The 16,168-nt window shown below is 64.6% G+C and carries 16 protein-coding genes; 8 read left to right on the top strand and 8 right to left on the bottom strand.

Annotated elements, in window-relative coordinates:
• Positions 1 to 12: 12 nt before the first annotated feature.
• A complete protein-coding gene (locus AB8Z38_RS23880; RefSeq protein ID WP_369720233.1) occupies positions 13 to 810 on the top strand; it encodes an acyl-CoA thioesterase domain-containing protein in 798 nt (265 codons plus the stop codon).
• Between the two features lie 126 nt (positions 811 to 936).
• Here AB8Z38_RS23880 and AB8Z38_RS23875 read toward each other — a convergent pair whose 3' ends face one another.
• Complete coding sequence (locus AB8Z38_RS23875; protein ID WP_369720232.1) at positions 937 to 1,719, bottom strand: alpha/beta hydrolase; 783 nt, start codon at positions 1,717 to 1,719, stop codon at positions 937 to 939.
• A gap of 251 nt (positions 1,720 to 1,970) precedes the next feature.
• Between AB8Z38_RS23875 and infC the strand changes: the two genes are divergently transcribed.
• Positions 1,971 to 2,510, top strand: a complete 540-nt coding sequence (gene infC / locus AB8Z38_RS23870) for a translation initiation factor IF-3 (protein WP_369726583.1) — start codon at positions 1,971 to 1,973, stop codon at positions 2,508 to 2,510.
• Positions 2,511 to 2,739: 229 nt separating this feature from the next.
• Here infC and AB8Z38_RS23865 read toward each other — a convergent pair whose 3' ends face one another.
• Complete coding sequence (locus tag AB8Z38_RS23865; protein WP_369720231.1) at positions 2,740 to 3,138, bottom strand: hypothetical protein; 399 nt, start codon at positions 3,136 to 3,138, stop codon at positions 2,740 to 2,742.
• A gap of 275 nt (positions 3,139 to 3,413) precedes the next feature.
• Between AB8Z38_RS23865 and rpmI the strand changes: the two genes are divergently transcribed.
• Positions 3,414 to 3,614: a 50S ribosomal protein L35 gene (gene rpmI / locus AB8Z38_RS23860; RefSeq protein WP_008539890.1), complete on the top strand. Its 201-nt coding sequence runs from the start codon at positions 3,414 to 3,416 to the stop codon at positions 3,612 to 3,614.
• Positions 3,615 to 3,695: 81 nt separating this feature from the next.
• Entirely contained in the window at positions 3,696 to 4,055 is a 360-nt protein-coding gene (rplT, locus tag AB8Z38_RS23855) for a 50S ribosomal protein L20 (protein ID WP_369720230.1), read from the top strand.
• 8 nt (positions 4,056 to 4,063) lie between these two features.
• Here rplT and AB8Z38_RS23850 read toward each other — a convergent pair whose 3' ends face one another.
• Positions 4,064 to 4,507 carry a hypothetical protein gene (locus AB8Z38_RS23850; protein WP_369720229.1) on the bottom strand — a complete coding sequence of 148 codons (444 nt, stop codon included), beginning with the start codon at positions 4,505 to 4,507 and terminating at the stop codon, positions 4,064 to 4,066.
• 152 nt (positions 4,508 to 4,659) lie between these two features.
• Here AB8Z38_RS23850 and pheS point away from each other — a divergent pair, with 152 nt between their 5' ends.
• Positions 4,660 to 5,742, top strand: coding sequence for a phenylalanine--tRNA ligase subunit alpha (gene pheS / locus AB8Z38_RS23845; protein ID WP_369720228.1), 1,083 nt, complete (start codon positions 4,660 to 4,662; stop codon positions 5,740 to 5,742).
• A gap of 55 nt (positions 5,743 to 5,797) precedes the next feature.
• Positions 5,798 to 8,206, top strand: coding sequence for a phenylalanine--tRNA ligase subunit beta (gene pheT, locus AB8Z38_RS23840; protein ID WP_369720227.1), 2,409 nt, complete (start codon positions 5,798 to 5,800; stop codon positions 8,204 to 8,206).
• Between the two features lie 141 nt (positions 8,207 to 8,347).
• Here the strand turns inward: pheT and AB8Z38_RS23835 are convergent, their stop codons facing one another.
• Positions 8,348 to 9,736 (bottom strand): flavin monoamine oxidase family protein, encoded by a 1,389-nt coding sequence (locus AB8Z38_RS23835; protein ID WP_369720226.1) that lies wholly within the window; start codon positions 9,734 to 9,736, stop codon positions 8,348 to 8,350.
• A 189-nt stretch (positions 9,737 to 9,925) separates the two neighbouring features.
• On the opposite strand from AB8Z38_RS23835, the gene AB8Z38_RS23830 reads away from it, so the two are divergent.
• The gene (locus AB8Z38_RS23830; RefSeq protein WP_369720225.1) at positions 9,926 to 10,909 is read left to right on the top strand and encodes a YiiX/YebB-like N1pC/P60 family cysteine hydrolase; all 984 of its coding nucleotides are present in this window, start codon (positions 9,926 to 9,928) and stop codon (positions 10,907 to 10,909) included.
• A gap of 97 nt (positions 10,910 to 11,006) precedes the next feature.
• On the opposite strand, the gene AB8Z38_RS23825 is transcribed toward AB8Z38_RS23830, so the two are convergent.
• Positions 11,007 to 11,282, bottom strand: a complete 276-nt coding sequence (locus AB8Z38_RS23825) for a metal-sensitive transcriptional regulator (RefSeq protein WP_280967463.1) — start codon at positions 11,280 to 11,282, stop codon at positions 11,007 to 11,009.
• A gap of 49 nt (positions 11,283 to 11,331) precedes the next feature.
• Between AB8Z38_RS23825 and AB8Z38_RS23820 the strand changes: the two genes are divergently transcribed.
• On the top strand, positions 11,332 to 13,773 hold the full coding sequence (locus AB8Z38_RS23820; RefSeq protein ID WP_369720224.1) for a heavy metal translocating P-type ATPase: 2,442 nt from the start codon (positions 11,332 to 11,334) through the stop codon (positions 13,771 to 13,773).
• 131 nt (positions 13,774 to 13,904) lie between these two features.
• Here AB8Z38_RS23820 and AB8Z38_RS23815 read toward each other — a convergent pair whose 3' ends face one another.
• From AB8Z38_RS23815 to AB8Z38_RS23805, 3 genes are all read right to left on the bottom strand, one after another.
• The gene (locus AB8Z38_RS23815; protein ID WP_369720223.1) at positions 13,905 to 14,645 is read right to left on the bottom strand and encodes a sulfate transporter family protein; all 741 of its coding nucleotides are present in this window, start codon (positions 14,643 to 14,645) and stop codon (positions 13,905 to 13,907) included.
• Positions 14,646 to 14,729: 84 nt separating this feature from the next.
• On the bottom strand, positions 14,730 to 15,464 hold the full coding sequence (locus AB8Z38_RS23810; RefSeq protein ID WP_369720222.1) for a hypothetical protein: 735 nt from the start codon (positions 15,462 to 15,464) through the stop codon (positions 14,730 to 14,732).
• Positions 15,465 to 15,573: 109 nt separating this feature from the next.
• Positions 15,574 to 15,900 carry a hypothetical protein gene (locus AB8Z38_RS23805; protein WP_369720221.1) on the bottom strand — a complete coding sequence of 109 codons (327 nt, stop codon included), beginning with the start codon at positions 15,898 to 15,900 and terminating at the stop codon, positions 15,574 to 15,576.
• Between the last annotated feature and the right edge of the window lie 268 nt (positions 15,901 to 16,168).

Below are 16,168 nucleotides of genomic sequence, written 5' to 3'. Positions count from 1 at the left end.
AGGTCGCGCGTCATGACAGACATGCCTTTCTTCACCCGCGACGGCGACACATTCCATGCGACGGAAGTCGCCAACGGCCCGTGGGATCCAACATCGCTGCACGGACGCGTCATCGTCGGCCTGCTCGGCTTCGCCATCGAGGAGCGCCATTCCGGTCCTGAGTTCGTGCCGGCGCGATTGACGGTCGACATGTTTCGGCTGCCGACCATCGACAAGCCGATTGAGGTGACGACGCGGCTGGTGCGCGACGGAATGCGGAGCCGCGTGATCGAAGCGGAGTTTATCTCCGGCGGCGTCAGCATGGCGCGGGCCTCTTGCCAGCTGTTGCGGCGGACGCAAGACGCTGACGGCCATGTCTGGTCGCCACCGAACTGGGACGTGCCGAAGCCGGCGGACATTCCAAAGCCGACCGATCCCAGACTCGGCATGCACGGCAAATGGACGACGCGGCCGATCGTCGGCCATATGGGATCGCTGGGCCCGCGAAAACTCTGGATGAGCGAGGTGCGCGAGCTGGTTGCGGGCGTGCCGATGACACCGTTTGTGCATGTCGCCACCGGCGCCGATTTCGCCAGTCCGTTTGCGAACGCCGGCGACAAAGGGCTCGGCTACATCAACAGCGACGTGACCATCTATCTGCACCGGCTGCCGGTGACGAACTGGATCGGCTTCGAAGTGGTGAACCACCACGCCACCGACGGCATCGCGATCGGCGAATGCTGGCTGTACGACGAACAGGGCCCGATCGGCACCGCGACGGTAGCAGCACTTGCGCAGCGCAAGCCGATGGCGAAGGCACCGGCGCCGTAGCCCCCGCCGTCATTCCGGGGCGTGCGAAGCACGAGCCCGAATCCATCGGGCCGCAGGGCCTGCGGGTAAATGGATTCCGGGCTCGCGCCAAGTGGCGCGCCCCGGAATGACGAGTGGCGCGACACTTCACCCGATCTCCGCCACCGCGGCGAGAATGCGCGCGATGTCTTGCGGGCGTGACAGGCGGTGATCGCCGTCCTGAATCATGGTGAGCACGACGTCGTCGGCCGGCAGCCGATGCGTTAGCGCGAAGGCGTGCTGCCAGGGCACATCGGGATCCTGCGCGCCCTGGAGAATCCGAACGGGACAGCCGAGATCGATGGCGCTGCCGAGCACGAGGTGATTGCGCCCCTCCTCGATCAGGTTTCGCGTGATCGGATAGGGCGAGCCGTCGCCATATTCCGACGGCCGCAGCCACTTGCCCGTGGTCTCGATCTCAAGCTTCACCTCGGGCGAAAATGTCTTCCACATCAGTTCCTCGGTGAAGTCGGGCGCCGGCGCGATCAGCACCAGCCCCGCCAGCGAGGCGCCACGCTTCCTGATCTCGCGCGCCAGCAGCAGCGCCATCCAGCCGCCCATGGAAGAGCCGATCAAAATCTGCGGGCCGGCGCAGAACCGCTCGAACACAGCCACGCTCTCTTCCAGCCAGCGCCCAATGGTCCCGTCAGCGAAATCGCCGCCGGATTCACCATGACCGGAATAGTCGAACCGGACCGAGGCGCGGCCGTGTTCATGGGCCCAATTGTCCAGCGCCACGGCCTTGGTGCCCTGCATGTCGGATTTGAAGCCGCCGAGCCAGACCAGCCCGGGGCCCGCTCCCGCCCGGCGGCGCACCGCGATCTTACGGGCCGACGGACCTTCACCGATTTCGATGAAGTCGAGCATGGGTTCGGGAACAGCATTAGTCATGGAACATTTACCCTGGCTGGGCGGTTCGAGCTGTCCGGGCCGGCCCGGCGGCGCAATCGGGTATCAACCCTGTCCTTTTGGGACGCTTGCGGAATGTGAACAAGGTGTCTATGTCGAGCACCGTGCCGACAGGCGTGGCCAAAATGCCTCGCATTTGAGGGTTCTCGCTTCGCGTCCGCGCGACTTGCTTGCCGGCAAATGCTTCTTCCTTCAAAATAGCCGCTTCCTTTCACAACTTTGGAGAACCACCCATTCGCCGTCCCAACAGAGCCCCGGCCCCAGCCGCCAAAGACGGGCCGCGCATCAATGATGACATCCGCAATGCGCAAATCCAGCTGATCGACCAAACCGGCGACAACAAGGGTACGGTCGAGACCGTTCTCGCCATTCGCATGGCCCAGGAAGCTGGCATGGATCTGGTCGAGATTTCGCCGAATGTCAGCCCTCCCGTCTGCAAGATCATGGACTACGGGAAGTATAAGTATTCCGCCCAGAAGAAAGCCGCCGAAGCCCGCAAACGCCAGAAGACCGTCGAGATCAAGGAGATCAAGCTCCGGCCGATGATCGACGATCACGATTACGAGGTGAAGATGCGTGCGATGCAGCGGTTCTTCGAAGAGGGCGACAAGGTCAAGATCACCCTGCGCTATCGCGGCCGCGAAATGGCGCACCAGGAGATCGGTACCAAGCTGCTGGACAAGATCAAGAGCGACGTCGCCGAGCTCGCCAAGGTTGAGCAGGACGCCCGGTTCGAGGGCCGACAGGTCGTCATGGTGCTGGCGCCGCGCTGACGCCAGCGTTTCCGGATGTGAGAATGAACGGCCCGTCCGGACATCCGGCGGGCCGTTTTGTTGGTCGGGGCCGCGGGGTCGGTGCACCTCTCCCGCTGGCGGGAGAGGTCGCGGCGCGAAGCGACGCGGGTGAGGGCTTTCTCGTCTGGGGGTTTCTCGTTTGAGGAAGCAACCCTCTCCCCGACCCTCCCCCGCAGGCGGCGGAGGGGGCGCACCAACTTCTTGGCGACTACGTCCGCGTCGCCTGCCAGGTGCCGCTACAGCGGTCGCCGGAGATGATGCCGTTCCAGGAGCCAGTCCCGGCCAATCCGGCGAGCCGGCCACCGCCGGTGGCATGGGACGCGCCGACCGAGACCTGGACCGCGACGGCGCCGCCGCGATTGACCGAGCCCGAGACCCGGCCGCCGCCGGCGGACGAGACCCGGTTTCCAGCCACGCTGAAGGGAACGCTATAGCCCGAGCTGCAATTACCGCGAGTGGTGGCGAAAGTGACATTCCAGACGCCGTCATAGCCGCCGATACGGGCATCGGCGGCCGAAGGCACCGCGGCCGCGGCAAGCGTGGCGAAGAGCACAAGGCGGCACGGACGGCTGAAAACTGACAAAACCGATCGGGAAAATTGGGCCATTTTGGTCCTGCTCCGGGGCGAGACGGGATAAATATTGGGGTGGCAACCCCCAATAGTCGGCGTGCCCGTTGCGGCGGTTCACCGTTGCCATTTCGCTCCCGCTCTGCCATAAGCCGAGCCTTCATCGCCCGGCTGATTTAAGGGCTGCCGCGGCGGTGTCCGTGCGGGTTTTGCGCCAGTTCGCAAAACCTGAGCACAATCAACGCTCTAACGAGCATTTTAGACGGCCGGCCGCCTTCACGGGCGGCGTTCTGTTATGGCCATAGGAGAGCAAAATGCCCAAGCTGAAGACCAAATCGGGCGCTAAAAAGCGCTTCAAGGTGACTGCCACCGGCAAAGTGATGCACGCCCAGCGCGGCAAGCGTCACGGCATGATCAAGCGGACGAAGAAGCAGATCCGTCAGCTCCGCGGCACCCGCGTGCTGTTCAAGACCGACGGCGACAACGTCAAGAAGTACTTCTTGCCGAACGCCTGATCGCGTCCACGATCATTGCCAACCGTGCCGCGGCACCCCGCGGCAATCCGAAAACCTAGTCATCTCTGAAGGATTTTTGTCATGTCTCGCGTCAAACGCGGTGTGACCGCCCACGCCAAGCACAAGAAAGTCTACAAGGCCGCCAAGGGTTTCCGCGGCCGCCGCAAGAACACGATCCGCACCGCCAAGCCGGCGGTCGACAAGGCCCTGCAGTACGCGTTCCGTGACCGCAAGCGCAAGAAGCGGACATTCCGCGCGCTCTGGATCCAGCGCATCAACGCCGCCGTCCGTCCGTTCGGCATGACCTACAGCCGATTTATCGACGGGCTGGCCAAGTCGGGCATCAGCGTGGACCGCAAGGTGCTGTCGGATCTCGCGATCAACGAGCCCGTGTCGTTCCAGGCGATCGCCGAGAAGGCCAAAGCTGCGCTCGCGGCCTGAGGCTTGCGTTAGCGGGCCTTCTGGCCCGCAGCCTTCAGCGCGCGCTGCGAGTAACGCTGGGCGACCTCCGCCCGACAGAATGCCGTGAACGAGAGATACATGGTGCCGGACTTGTTCCGGTACTTGCTGTCGCATACGCGCATCTCGCGTCGGTAGGACTGTGCCTGCGCGGCATCCAGGCTTGGCTTATTAAGGCGTGGCTTATTAAGGCCTGGCTTGAAATCCGCCTCGCATTTCCGTTCGACGGCGGCACCGAGCTGGACGTCGCCACTCGCGGTCAGTTCGCAATCCCTGAACACCTTCATCGCGCTCTCGCAGCCCTTTTGGGCGCTGATGGTGTCGACGACCTCGTCCAGCGTCATGGATTTCTCCATGCATACCATGGCCCGCGCCGGAGTGCCGGCAAGCGACAGAACGACGGCCAAAGCGGCGACCTGGCATTTCGACGGCATCGCGGACCTTTCCTCTTGATCCTCCCTTGGTGCCGGGTCCCGTTGCGAGGTTCAAGCCGGCTGCTCAGGCGCCGAAATGACCGGCTTTTTGCTTGACGTTACCGCCTTGGTACGGCGACAACCCAGCCGAATTTAGCAGCAGGGATTTGACAGTGTCCGACCTCGCATCGCTCGAAACATCCATCCTCGACCAGATCGCCGCCGCCGGCGACGAGGCCGCGCTCGAAGCGGTGCGTGTCGCCGCGCTCGGCAAGAAAGGCTCGATCTCGGCGCTGCTTGCGACCTTGGGCAAGATGTCGCCGGACGAGCGCAAGACGCAAGGCGCCGCGATCAATCTCGCCAAGGACAAGGTCACGCAGGCGCTGGCGGCGCGGCGCGACGTTTTGAAATCGGCCGCACTCGATGCGCGGCTCGCATCCGAAACCGTCGACGTGACGCTGCCGCTGCGCGATACGCCGGCGGAAGCCGGCCGCATCCATCCGCTGAGCCAGGTCTGGGACGAGCTGACCACGATCTTCGCCGACATGGGTTTCTCGGTCGCCGAAGGTCCCGACATCGAGACCGACGATTACAATTTCACCAAGCTGAACTTCCCGGAAGGCCATCCCGCGCGCGAGATGCACGACACCTTCTTCTTCCATCCGAAGGGGGACGGCTCGCGCATGCTGCTGCGGACCCACACCTCGCCGGTGCAGGTGCGCACCATGCTGAGCCAGAAGCCGCCGATCCGCGTGATCTGCCCGGGCCGCACCTACCGCATCGATTCGGACGCGACCCACACGCCGCAATTCCACCAGGTCGAAGGCCTCGTCATCGACAAGCACTCGCATCTCGGTCACCTCAAATGGATCCTGCACGAGTTCTGCAAGGCGTTCTTCGAGGTCGACCACATCAACATGCGCTTCCGGCCGTCGTTCTTCCCGTTCACCGAGCCGTCGATGGAAGTCGACATCCAATGCCGCCGCGACAAGGGCGAGATCCGCTTCGGCGAGGGTGAGGATTGGCTCGAGATCCTGGGCTGCGGCATGGTGCACCCCAACGTGCTGCGCGCGTGCGGCATCGATCCCGACGAGTACCAGGGCTTTGCCTGGGGTATGGGCATCGACCGCATCGCGATGCTGAAATACGGCATGAGCGACCTCCGCCAGCTGTTCGACAGCGACGTCCGCTGGCTGTCCCATTACGGCTTCAAGCCGCTCGAAGTGCCGACACTCGCGGGAGGGCTGAGCTCGTGAGGGCGGCGCTCGGACATCATTTTGTAGTCAACGACAAGAGCCGAGGCACACAGCCATGAAATTCACGCTCTCCTGGCTGAAGGATCATCTCGAGACTGACGAGCCGCTGGACAGGCTGGCCGACAAGCTCACCATGATCGGGCTCGAGGTCGAGAACATCGAGGACAAGGCAAAGGCGCTGAAGCCGTTCACGATTGCGAAGGTGATCTCGGCCGAGCAGCATCCGAATGCGGATCGGCTGCGCGTCTGCATGGTTGAGACCGGTGGCGGTGCCGCGCCCGTGCAGGTCGTCTGCGGCGCGCCGAATGCGCGCGCCGGGCTCGTCAGCGTGTTCTCAGCCCCCGGCACCTACATTCCAGGCAAGGACATCACGCTCGGGATCGGCACCATCCGCGGCGTCGAGAGCCGCGGCATGCTGTGCTCGGCGGCTGAACTGCAAATCTCCAACGACCATGACGGCATCATGGAGCTGCCGGCCGATGCGCCGATCGGCGCTGCTTACGCCGAATGGGCCGGCCTCGGCGATCCCGTGGTCGAGATCAATCTGACGCCCAACCGGCAGGACTGCACCGGCGTGCACGGCATCGCGCGCGATCTCGCCGCCGCCGACATGGGCAAGTTCAAGGATCCGTCCATCAAGCCCATCAAGGGCGAATTCCCCTGCCCGGTGAAGGTCACGGTGGAGGACGCCGCGCTGTGCCCGGGCTTCGCGCTACGGCTGGTGCGCGGCGTGAAGAACGGCCCCTCGCCGGAATGGCTGCAGAAGCGCCTGACCGCGATCGGGCTGCGTCCGATCAATGCGCTCGTCGACATCACCAACTTCATGACCTACGACCGCGCGCGCCCGCTGCACGTGTTCGACGCCAAGAAAGTGAAGAGCAATCTCGTGGTGCGCCACGCCCGCGACGGCGAGACGCTGCTCGCGCTCGACGGCCGCACCTACAATCTCGATCCCGCGATCTGCGTGATCGCGGATGAGCACGGCGTGGAATCGCTCGCCGGCATCATGGGAGGCGAGGCCTCCGGCTGCGACGAGAATACCACCGACGTGCTGATCGAATCGGCGCTGTGGAACGAGATCAACATCGCCCAGACCGGCCGCAAGCTCGGCATCAATTCGGATGCGCGCTACCGCTTCGAGCGCGGCGTCGATCCGGCCTTCATGGTGCCCGGGCTGGAGCTCGCCACCAAACTCGTGATGGAGCTGTGCGGCGGCACGCCGTCGGAGAACGTCGTGGTCGGAAAAGCTTTTGGCGACGACCGCGTGATCGATTTCCCGGTCACCGAGGTGAAGCGGCTGTCCGGCATCGAGGTGCCGCAGCCCGAAATGAAGCGCATCCTGTCGCATCTCGGCTTCATGATGGCGGGCCCGGGGCCGGTGGTGAAGGTCGCGGTGCCCTCGTGGCGCTCGGATGTGCACGGCAAGGCCGACCTCGTCGAGGAAGTCGTCCGCATCTACGGCATCGACAAGGTGCCGGAGACGCCGTTCGAGCGCGGCGAGGATGCGCGCAAGCCCGTGCTGACGCCGATCCAGCTTCGCACCCGTCGCGCCAGGCGCGCGCTCGCGACCCGCGGCATGATTGAGGCCGTGACCTGGTCGTTCATCACGAAGCCTGCGGCCGAACTGTTCGGCGGCGGGCAGCGCGAACTCGAAGTGGCCAATCCGATCGCCGCAGACCTCTCCGACATGCGCCCGAGCCTGATGCCCGGACTTGTCGCAGCGGCACAGGCCAATGCCGATCGCGGCTTTGGCGATGTCGCGCTGTTCGAGGTCGGCCAGATCTTCAAGGGCGACCGCCCGCAGGATCAGTTCACGGCCGCGAGCGGCGTCCGTCGCGGCTTTGGCTCGGCGGAAGGTCTGGGACGACACTGGTCGGGCTCGGCGCAGGCTGATGTGTTCGACGCCAAGGCCGATGCGCTCGCGGTGCTGGCTGCGGCCGGTGCGCCGATGCAGGCGCTGCAGATCGTCGCCGGCGGACCGGCATGGTTGCATCCCGGCCGCTCCGGCACGATCCAGATCGGCCCGCAAAACGTGCTCGGTCATTTCGGCGAGATGCATCCGCGCGCGCTCGAGGCGCTCGGCGCCGGTGGTTCGCTGATGGTATTCGAGGTGATCCTCGACCGTATCCCCGAGGCCAAGAAGAAGCCGACTCGCGCAAAGCCCGTGATCGAGCTGTCGGCGTTCCAGCCGGTGTCGCGCGACTTTGCCTTCATCGTCGATCGCGCCGTGAAGGCGGCCGACATCGTGCGCGCCGCCCAAGGCGTCGACAAGAAACTGATCACCGCCGTCAACGTCTTCGACGTCTATGAAGGCAAGGGCATCGACGACGGCAAGAAATCGATCGCGATCGCGGTGACGATCCAGCCGCGCGAGAAGACGTTGACCGACCAGGAGATCGAGGCGGCGGCGGCAAAGATCGTGGCGGAGGTGACGAAGAAGACCGGCGGCACTTTGAGGGCATGAGTCTTGCCGACTTCCCGGTCAGCGTTTTTCGCGCGAGCCGGCAACTCCGAGTCTTCGTCAAACCACTCCCTGTGGTTATGGGTCCCGGATCTGCGCTGCGCTTGTCCGGGACGACGAGCTAGGATTGTTGCAGCTCAACTCCTATGGCCGCGTCGTTCGGCGCTTCTTCATCGAGTGCGTCGGCACATCGGCAGGCTCGTCCCTGAGTGCCCCGATCTTGCGCAGGGCCGCATCTGCAGCGCGCTCGCCACTTTCCCAGGCGCCGTCGACGGTGCCCCACAGCGTTTCATGGGTCGCTTCGCCGGCGAGGAACATGTTGCCGATCGGCTCGGCCAGCACTCTGCGGGAGAGCTGGCCGCCCGGGGAGGCCGCCGACATCGCGCCCATGACGTAAGGCGAGGCGTTCCAGCGGGTCGCGCTGGTCTTCTGCACGGCCGCGGCAGCCTCGCTCCCGAACAGCTTTGAGATCCATTCTCGCGCGAAGGCCGTCATCGCCTTCTCGCCCTGCCCCGAGAGATCACGGCCGAACGAGCCGCCGACGTCGATCGAACACAGCGAGGAGCCGCCGATATTGGCGAACATGAGCGCGGTGCGCGTCGAATTGCTCTGCTCGATGAGGATGTCGTCGCGCGACAGCCCCAACGGATTGCCCGGGAGTTGCAGCACGATGTGATCATAGCTGCCGAGGCCGAGTTTCGAGGCGGCATCGAGCGTGCGCTTGGGAATGTCGGGCGCGAACTTGATCGCGCCCGACATGAGCACATTGGTCGAGACCGTGACGATGGCGGCGCGCGCAGCGATCTTGCCAGCTTGGGTTTCGACGCTGACGTCACGATTGCTCCAGACGATCCGGCTCGCCGGCGTCGAGAGCACGACCGGCGCCTGCTCTCCGAGCTTCGCGATCAACGTGCCCAGGCCCTGGCGGCAGGCGATCGCGGCATTGCGGTCCTGCGCCCGCGCCTTGTCGATCGCGGAAAGCTCCTTCAGATCCTTGCCCGCAAAGCTCGCGCCCAGCACGAATTCGGCCGCGCCGGCCCAGTCGCCGAGGTCCTTCGGCAACACCGACGCGCAGGACGTATCGAGCTTGCCGCGGGAGGCTTCGTCGATGGCGCGGTTGGCGCGCACCAGCGCCGCCAGGAACTCCTCGGTCTCCCCGGCACGGGCATTGCGTCGGCCAATTCGCATCTTCTGGCCCGACGGCGCCGGCAGGACATCGAGCCCGACGCTGCGCCCCAGCCGGATCATCGGGTTGGTGTCGGGATTGTGCATCCAGCGCGCGCCACGATCGAACGGTACATCGAAGGTCGTGCTGTCGGTGATACAGCGCCCGCCGATCTGCGCGGCCGCTTCCACCACCACGACCTTGCGATTGGCCGCCATCACGCGCCGCGCTGCGGCAATACCGGCGGCACCTGCGCCGATCACGACAATGTCAGCCTCGCGCGGCAGGGTCGCGGCGGTTGCGCGCAGAACCGGCATTGCGGCAAAGGCCGCCGACGCCGATAGGAAACTGCGGCGCGTGATTGTCATGTCATGGTTTCCGGAGACTTGCGGCAAACGGGAACAGCTCGCGAACCTTGCCGTATCTGATGTTGCGCGGCAACCATCATGGTGAATCAATCATGCTTGAGCTCACAGAGCCATGAACCGAATTGCAACACGTTCCGACCATGATAGAGAAAGAGAAAAGACGGTCGGAAAAGGCCGTGGGGGGAGTTCATGGGAACGGTCCTAGATTCGGTCGGAAAGCTGATAGCCGCGTACCTCTCGAAGGAGGTGCCGGGCTACGAGCCGTTCACACCGAGCGACCCGGAGCACCTGCGCGGCGTGATCCAGCCCGGCGACGTGATGCTGGTCGAAGGCAACAACCGCATCTCCGGCATCATCAAGTACCTGACGCAGTCGACCTGGTCGCATGCCGCGCTCTATGTCGGCCCGATCGAAGGCGCCGAAGAGCCCGACGGCGAGCCGCATGTGCTGATCGAGGCCAATATCGGCGAAGGCGTCACCTCCGCGCCGCTATCGAAATATTTCCCCTACCACACCCGCCTGTGCCGTCCGGTGGGGCTGTCCTATGAGGACCGCACCACGGTCTGCCGCTATGCCATCAACCGCATCGGGTTCGGCTACGACACCAAGAACATCGTCGACCTGATGCGCTTCCTGTTCCCGCTGCCGATACCGCAACGCTGGCGGCGCCGCATGATCGCGATCGGCTCGGGCGATCCGACCAAGATCATCTGCTCGGCGCTGATCGCACAGGCGTTCGACGCCGTGCGCTATCCGATCCTGCCCAAGATCACCAAGGCCGGCAGCCGCGCCGCGCGCCGGGAGATCCTGCATATCCGCGATTCCTCGCTCTACATGCCGCGCGACTTCGACATCTCGCCCTATTTCGAAGTCGTCAAACCCACCATTGTGCACGGCTTCGACTACACCGCCCTGCACTGGGCCGACAAGCAAAAGCCGCTCGAGGAGGTAGCGGGCTCATTCGGGGTGTTTCCAGAAGCGATCGGTGCGCCGACGCTCGTTCCTGAAGCGATTGACGAAGAAGCGCCGGGTGAAGTTTCGGCTGAGCAAGTAGGCGTGCAGGCCGCCGAGATGGCCGGACCCGTCATGGTCTCGAAGCATTTTCTGCTGTTGAAGAAGATCGCGACGTATCGGCCGAGGCGGCGGATACGGACGCGCGAGCGAGCGGCGTAGTCCACTCCACCGTCATTGCGAGCGCAGCGAAGCAATCCAGGCTGCCGCAGCGGAAAAGATTCTGGATTGCTTCGCTTCGCTCGCAATGGCGAAGTGCTTACCGCTCCGCCCGCCCGATCACCGCCATCAGCTCCGCGATCTTCTCGCGCTGGTCCGCCTTGTCGCCGCTGGCGATCGCGTGCTCGACGCAATGGGCGACGTGGTCTTTCAAAATCTCTTCCTCGACCCGGCGCAATGCGGCACGCACTGCCGAGATCTGCGTGACGATGTCGATGCAATAACGGTCGTCCTCGACCATTTTCGAGAGACCGCGAACCTGGCCCTCGATCCGGCCGAGACGTTTTCCGACGGATGCCTTGATGTCCTTGCGCATGCGCTCTATATACCCCCTAGGGTATATGTTGCAAGGCCGGAGCATGGCAATGAAGGACGCAGAACACGAGCATCATCATCAGGCGGAAACTCATTCCGGATGCGGCTGTTCCGCCGATGCGGCAGCGCCCGCTGAGAAGCGTGCGGCTGCGTCTTGCTGTGGAGGACATGGCGATCACGCACATGGTCAGGGCAACGCGACAACGAAGGTCCGCGATCCCGTCTGTGGCATGACGGTCGATCCGGCGACATCCAGGCATCGCTTCGAGCACCACGGCGAGACGTTCCATTTCTGCTCGGCGGGCTGCCGCAGCAAATTCGCCGCCGATCCCGCGAAATATCTCGGCAAGGAGAAAGCGCCCGAGCCGGTGGTGCCCGCGGGCACGATCTACACCTGCCCGATGCACCCACAGATCCGCCAGGTCGGGCCGGGAACCTGCCCGATCTGCGGCATGGCGCTGGAGCCCGAGGTCGCGAGCCTGGAGAGCGGACCCAATCCCGAGCTCGCCGACATGACGCGGCGGTTCTGGATCGGCGGTGCACTGGCCTTGCCGCCGGTGGTGCTGGAAATGGGCGGCCATCTCGCCGGCCTGCACAATTGGATCGACCCGACACTGTCGAACTGGATCCAGCTCATGTTCGCGACGCCCGTTGTGGCCTGGGCCGGCTGGCCGTTCTTCGTGCGGGGCTGGCAATCGCTGGTCACGCGCAACCTCAACATGTTCACGCTGATCGCGATGGGCACGGGTGTCGCTTATGTCTACAGCCTGATCGGCACCGTCGCTCCGCAGATTTTCCCCGCGACCTTCCGCGGCCACGAAGGCGCGGTTGCCGTCTATTTCGAGGCCGCGGCCGTGATCACGGTGCTGGTGCTGCTCGGCCAGGTGCTGGAGCTGCGCGCCCGCGATGCGACGTCGGGCGCGATCAAGGCGCTGTTGCAGCTCGCACCAAAGACTGCGCGCCGCGTCGAGGCCGATGGCAGCGAGCACGAGGTCGACATCGATTCACTCCATGCCGGCGACCGCCTGCGGGTGCGTCCCGGCGAGAAGGTCCCGGTCGACGGCGTCATTCTCGAGGGCCGCTCCTCGCTCGACGAGTCCCTCGTGACCGGCGAATCCATGCCGGTCACCAAGGAGACCGACGCAAAAGTGATCGCCGGCACGCTCAATCAGTCCGGCAGCTTCATCATGCGTGCCGACAAGGTCGGGCGGGAGACGCTGCTGTCGCAGATCGTGCAGATGGTTGCCGACGCACAGCGCTCGCGCGCGCCGATCCAGCGGCTGGCCGACCAGGTCGCCGGCTGGTTCGTGCCGACGGTCATCCTGGTGGCCATCATCGCTTTTGCGGCCTGGGCCTGGTTCGGCCCGGAGCCACGGCTCGCCTTCGGCCTCGTCGCCGCCGTCAGCGTGCTGATCATCGCCTGCCCCTGCGCACTGGGGCTCGCCACCCCGATGTCGATCATGGTCGGCGTCGGCCGCGGCGCGCAGGCCGGCGTCCTGATCAAGAACGCCGAAGCTTTGGAGCGGATGGAGAAGATCGACACGCTCGTGGTCGACAAGACGGGCACGCTGACCGAGGGCAAGCCCAAGGTGGTGTCGATTGTCCCGGCCGCGGGCTTTGCGGCGGACGACATCCTTCGGTTGGCGGCCAGCGTCGAGCGCGCCAGCGAGCATCCGCTGGCCGACGCCATCGTGCGTGCGGCAATGCAGAAGCACCTCGCATTGGCTCCGGTCGAGCAGTTCGACTCGCCGACCGGCAAGGGAGCCACCGGCAAGGTCGACGGCAAGACCATTGTGCTCGGCAATGCGAGATATCTGTCGTCGATCGGGATTGAGACCAAGGCGCTCGACGCCGAGGCCGAACGCCTGCGCGGCGATGGCGCCACCGTCATCAACATGGCCATCGAGGGCGCGCTCGCCGGCCTGTTCGCGATCGCCGATCCGGTCAAGGTCTCGACACCGGAGGCGCTGAAGGCGCTTGCGGCCGAGGGTATCAAGGTGATCATGCTGACCGGGGATAACCGCACGACCGCGGATGCCGTCGCGCGCCGTCTCGGCATTGCCGATGTCGAGGCCGAAGTGTTGCCGGACCAGAAGAGCGCGGTGGTGACCAAGCTGCAAAAGGCCGGCCGCAGCGTCGCCATGGCCGGCGACGGCGTCAACGACGCGCCGGCGCTGGCGGCGGCCGAGGTCGGCATCGCGATGGGCACCGGCACCGACGTGGCAATGGAGAGCGCCGGCGTCACCCTGCTCAAGGGCGATCTCACCGGCATCGTCCGCGCACGGAAGCTGTCGCAGGCGACCATGAGCAACATCCGCCAAAATCTGTTCTTCGCCTTCATCTACAATGCCGCGGGGATTCCGATCGCGGCCGGCATCCTCTATCCGGCCTTCGGCGTGCTGCTGTCGCCGATCATCGCCGCCGCCGCGATGGCGCTGTCCTCGGTGAGCGTGGTCGGCAACGCGCTGCGGCTGCGCACAACGCGGCTGTGACGATCCAGGGATCTGCGTAGCCCGGATGGAGCGGAGCGCAATCCGGGTTCTGCCAACCTATCGGGCACCGTCCCGGATTGCGCTACGCTCCACCCGGGCTACGGTTCAGCGGACTTGGACGGCACGCGAGCTCATCGCATCTGCCGCGCCGGCTCGATCAGCTCGGGCCGCGATCCGGACAGGCGCTTGTGCATGTGGACCATGAAGGCCATGCCGAAGATCGGCGTCGCCAAATTCACGATCGGGATCGAGACGAAGGCCGCGATGATCAGGCCGGCGGTGAAGATGGTCGCGGCGTTGTCGCGCCGCATCGCCTTGGCTTCCTGCGGCGAGCGGAAGCGCATTGCCGCGAGCTCGAAATATTCGCGGCCCAGCAGCCAGGCGGCCGCGAGGAAGAAGATCAGAAAGCCAGCGCCGGCCAGGAATACGAAGGGCAGCGCGATCAGATAAACCACGATCGTCAACAGCGCGGCCTTGACGCCCTCGTAGATCGCCTGATTGAAGGGCAGCGCAACGCCGGGCCGCTCGGCGGGATAATATTCGCGCTCGACGATATCGGCGACGTCGTCGACGAACAGGCTCGCCACCAGCGAGGTGATCGCGGGCATCAGGAAAACACTGCCGAACACGACGCCAAGCCCCGCCGCGATCGAGACGATCCAGGCCAGAACCTCGAGCGAGGCGTGCCAGCCTGGCCCGAGCAGGCCCTCGAGCCAGACCTCGCCATAGGTCGCAAACCAGCTCAACAGCCGCTGCAATCCGATCGCCAACACGACAATCAGCACCAAGGCGACACCGATCGACCGCCACAGGATCGAGCGCATCGGCGGCGACATCATTTGCGACAACGCCTTCACGGCGGCATCCAGCATGGAACACCCTCTCACGAGTACCCGCGAGAGGTAGACACCCCGAGCTGCTTCGGCAAGGGAGGCTGACCTTGTCTCGCTGCGGCTCTAAGGCTCCGCCGCGATGCTGGCCCAGCAGGTGATGGCACTACAGACCGTGCTCCAGCGGCCGAACCCCTTGTAGATCTGGGCGGCGACCTGCTCCTGCTGTTTCAGTGTGCCCTCTGCCTTGATCTGCGGATCGGAGACGTTGCGGATCGCGAGCCAGCGCGGCGCCTTCGCACCCATGTCCTGCGCCACCAGACCGAGGATGGCGTCGCCCATCTCCGAGACGTCGCCGAGGCCCTGAAGACGGAAATGGTCGTCCGAGGTGTCGAAGCCGAAAAAGTCGGTGGTAACCACGGACGACGTCAGGCCGCTCGGCTTGACGACGAAAATCTTCGGCGCGCGCGTGTTGTCCTTCGGCAATTGCCCGGCATTGGCCTTGAACAGCGTCTTGGCCTGCGTGAATTTCGTCGTGTTGGCCGACTTGCTGGAGAAGTGCTCCTGCGCGAAGGGCTGCTTCTTGAACTTCGACAGGCAGTCGAACCGGACGATCGGGCTGACGATGACGTCGCCGACCTCAACCTGCTTGCCGATGCCACCGGCGGTTCCCGTGGTGATGACGAGCGTCGGTTGCACCTCGGTGATGATCTGGCGCCACACGTCGATGTTCGGCAATTGCGGGCCGTCCTGCGACATGTGCGAGTCGGATTTGAAGATCACGACCGTCTTCTTGCCGATCGTCGTGGTCCAGTAGGTGCCGAGCCGTTTCAGCTCCTTGGCCGGACAGCCGTTCCGCATCTTCTGCGAGATGGTCGCGTAATTATGCGTGTAGGGGGCGTAATCGTTGCGCGGATCCTTGCCCGGGTCAGCACGCGGCTGAGCGCGTGGCCTTCGTCGACGGTCCAGGTCACGACCAGCACGTCCGCGTGCGGCAGCGGGCTGTTGCCGTTGCCTTTCGGCTTTGGCCCGGTTTGCGGCGCCAATCCCTTGGGCCAGGGATGTCGGTGAAGCGCGACAGCCCGGTCGCGGTCGAGAAGGCGAGGAACTCGCGGCCTTCGCTCGATTCGGAATCGAAATCGATGATCTCGCGCTGGAAGTCCTCCGCCGTGACCTTCGCGGTCTTGGTCACGGCGGCGTCCGCGATGCGCTTTACGACAAAGGTTTGCCGCGGCGGCGGTGTCGTGATCGGATCGAACCCAAGATTTCTCTCAACCCATTTGCGGTCGGCCAGCATTGCATCGTCTCCGCCAATTGTTTTTGACAACATCGTTCATTGGTCGGCCGAGCCCGGCTTGCGGTTGCAATCTTAAATCGAATTTCCCGATTTCGAATGGTACGACCCGCTGACCCATTCTTTGCCAATTCGAGCGTGCCGACGATTGTGCCTATATAGCAGCCGCTTCCTTGAAAAATTATCGCCCAATCGCTGAACCAATTGCGACTTCGGATTACACCTATAGTTGAATACCAAAAAATGTCTTTCCCATCACCAAACGGAGGAA

It is taken from the genome of Bradyrhizobium sp. LLZ17 (genome assembly GCF_041200145.1).
In the GTDB taxonomy this organism is placed as follows: Bacteria; Pseudomonadota; Alphaproteobacteria; order Rhizobiales; family Xanthobacteraceae; genus Bradyrhizobium.
Note: the sequence above shows the minus strand (reverse complement) of the source record. Positions and strands in the feature narration are given on the sequence as shown.

Excerpts from the sequence above, each read along its gene's own strand:
- AB8Z38_RS23825 (WP_280967463.1), bottom strand. The coding sequence starts at position 11,282 with ATGCGCAAGGACATCAAGGCATCCGTCGGAAAACGTCTCGGCCGGATC.
- AB8Z38_RS23865 (WP_369720231.1), bottom strand. The coding sequence starts at position 3,138 with ATGGCCCAATTTTCCCGATCGGTTTTGTCAGTTTTCAGCCGTCCGTGC.
- pheT (WP_369720227.1), top strand. The coding sequence starts at position 5,798 with ATGAAATTCACGCTCTCCTGGCTGAAGGATCATCTCGAGACTGACGAG.
- AB8Z38_RS23805 (WP_369720221.1), bottom strand. The coding sequence starts at position 15,900 with ATGCTGGCCGACCGCAAATGGGTTGAGAGAAATCTTGGGTTCGATCCG.
- rplT (WP_369720230.1), top strand. The coding sequence starts at position 3,696 with ATGTCTCGCGTCAAACGCGGTGTGACCGCCCACGCCAAGCACAAGAAA.
- AB8Z38_RS23835 (WP_369720226.1), bottom strand. The coding sequence starts at position 9,736 with ATGACAATCACGCGCCGCAGTTTCCTATCGGCGTCGGCGGCCTTTGCC.
- rpmI (WP_008539890.1), top strand. The coding sequence starts at position 3,414 with ATGCCCAAGCTGAAGACCAAATCGGGCGCTAAAAAGCGCTTCAAGGTG.
- AB8Z38_RS23880 (WP_369720233.1), top strand. The coding sequence starts at position 13 with ATGACAGACATGCCTTTCTTCACCCGCGACGGCGACACATTCCATGCG.
- AB8Z38_RS23815 (WP_369720223.1), bottom strand. The coding sequence starts at position 14,645 with ATGCTGGATGCCGCCGTGAAGGCGTTGTCGCAAATGATGTCGCCGCCG.
- AB8Z38_RS23810 (WP_369720222.1), bottom strand. The coding sequence starts at position 15,464 with ATGCGGAACGGCTGTCCGGCCAAGGAGCTGAAACGGCTCGGCACCTAC.
- AB8Z38_RS23830 (WP_369720225.1), top strand. The coding sequence starts at position 9,926 with ATGGGAACGGTCCTAGATTCGGTCGGAAAGCTGATAGCCGCGTACCTC.
- AB8Z38_RS23850 (WP_369720229.1), bottom strand. The coding sequence starts at position 4,507 with ATGCCGTCGAAATGCCAGGTCGCCGCTTTGGCCGTCGTTCTGTCGCTT.
- AB8Z38_RS23875 (WP_369720232.1), bottom strand. The coding sequence starts at position 1,719 with ATGACTAATGCTGTTCCCGAACCCATGCTCGACTTCATCGAAATCGGT.
- AB8Z38_RS23820 (WP_369720224.1), top strand. The coding sequence starts at position 11,332 with ATGAAGGACGCAGAACACGAGCATCATCATCAGGCGGAAACTCATTCC.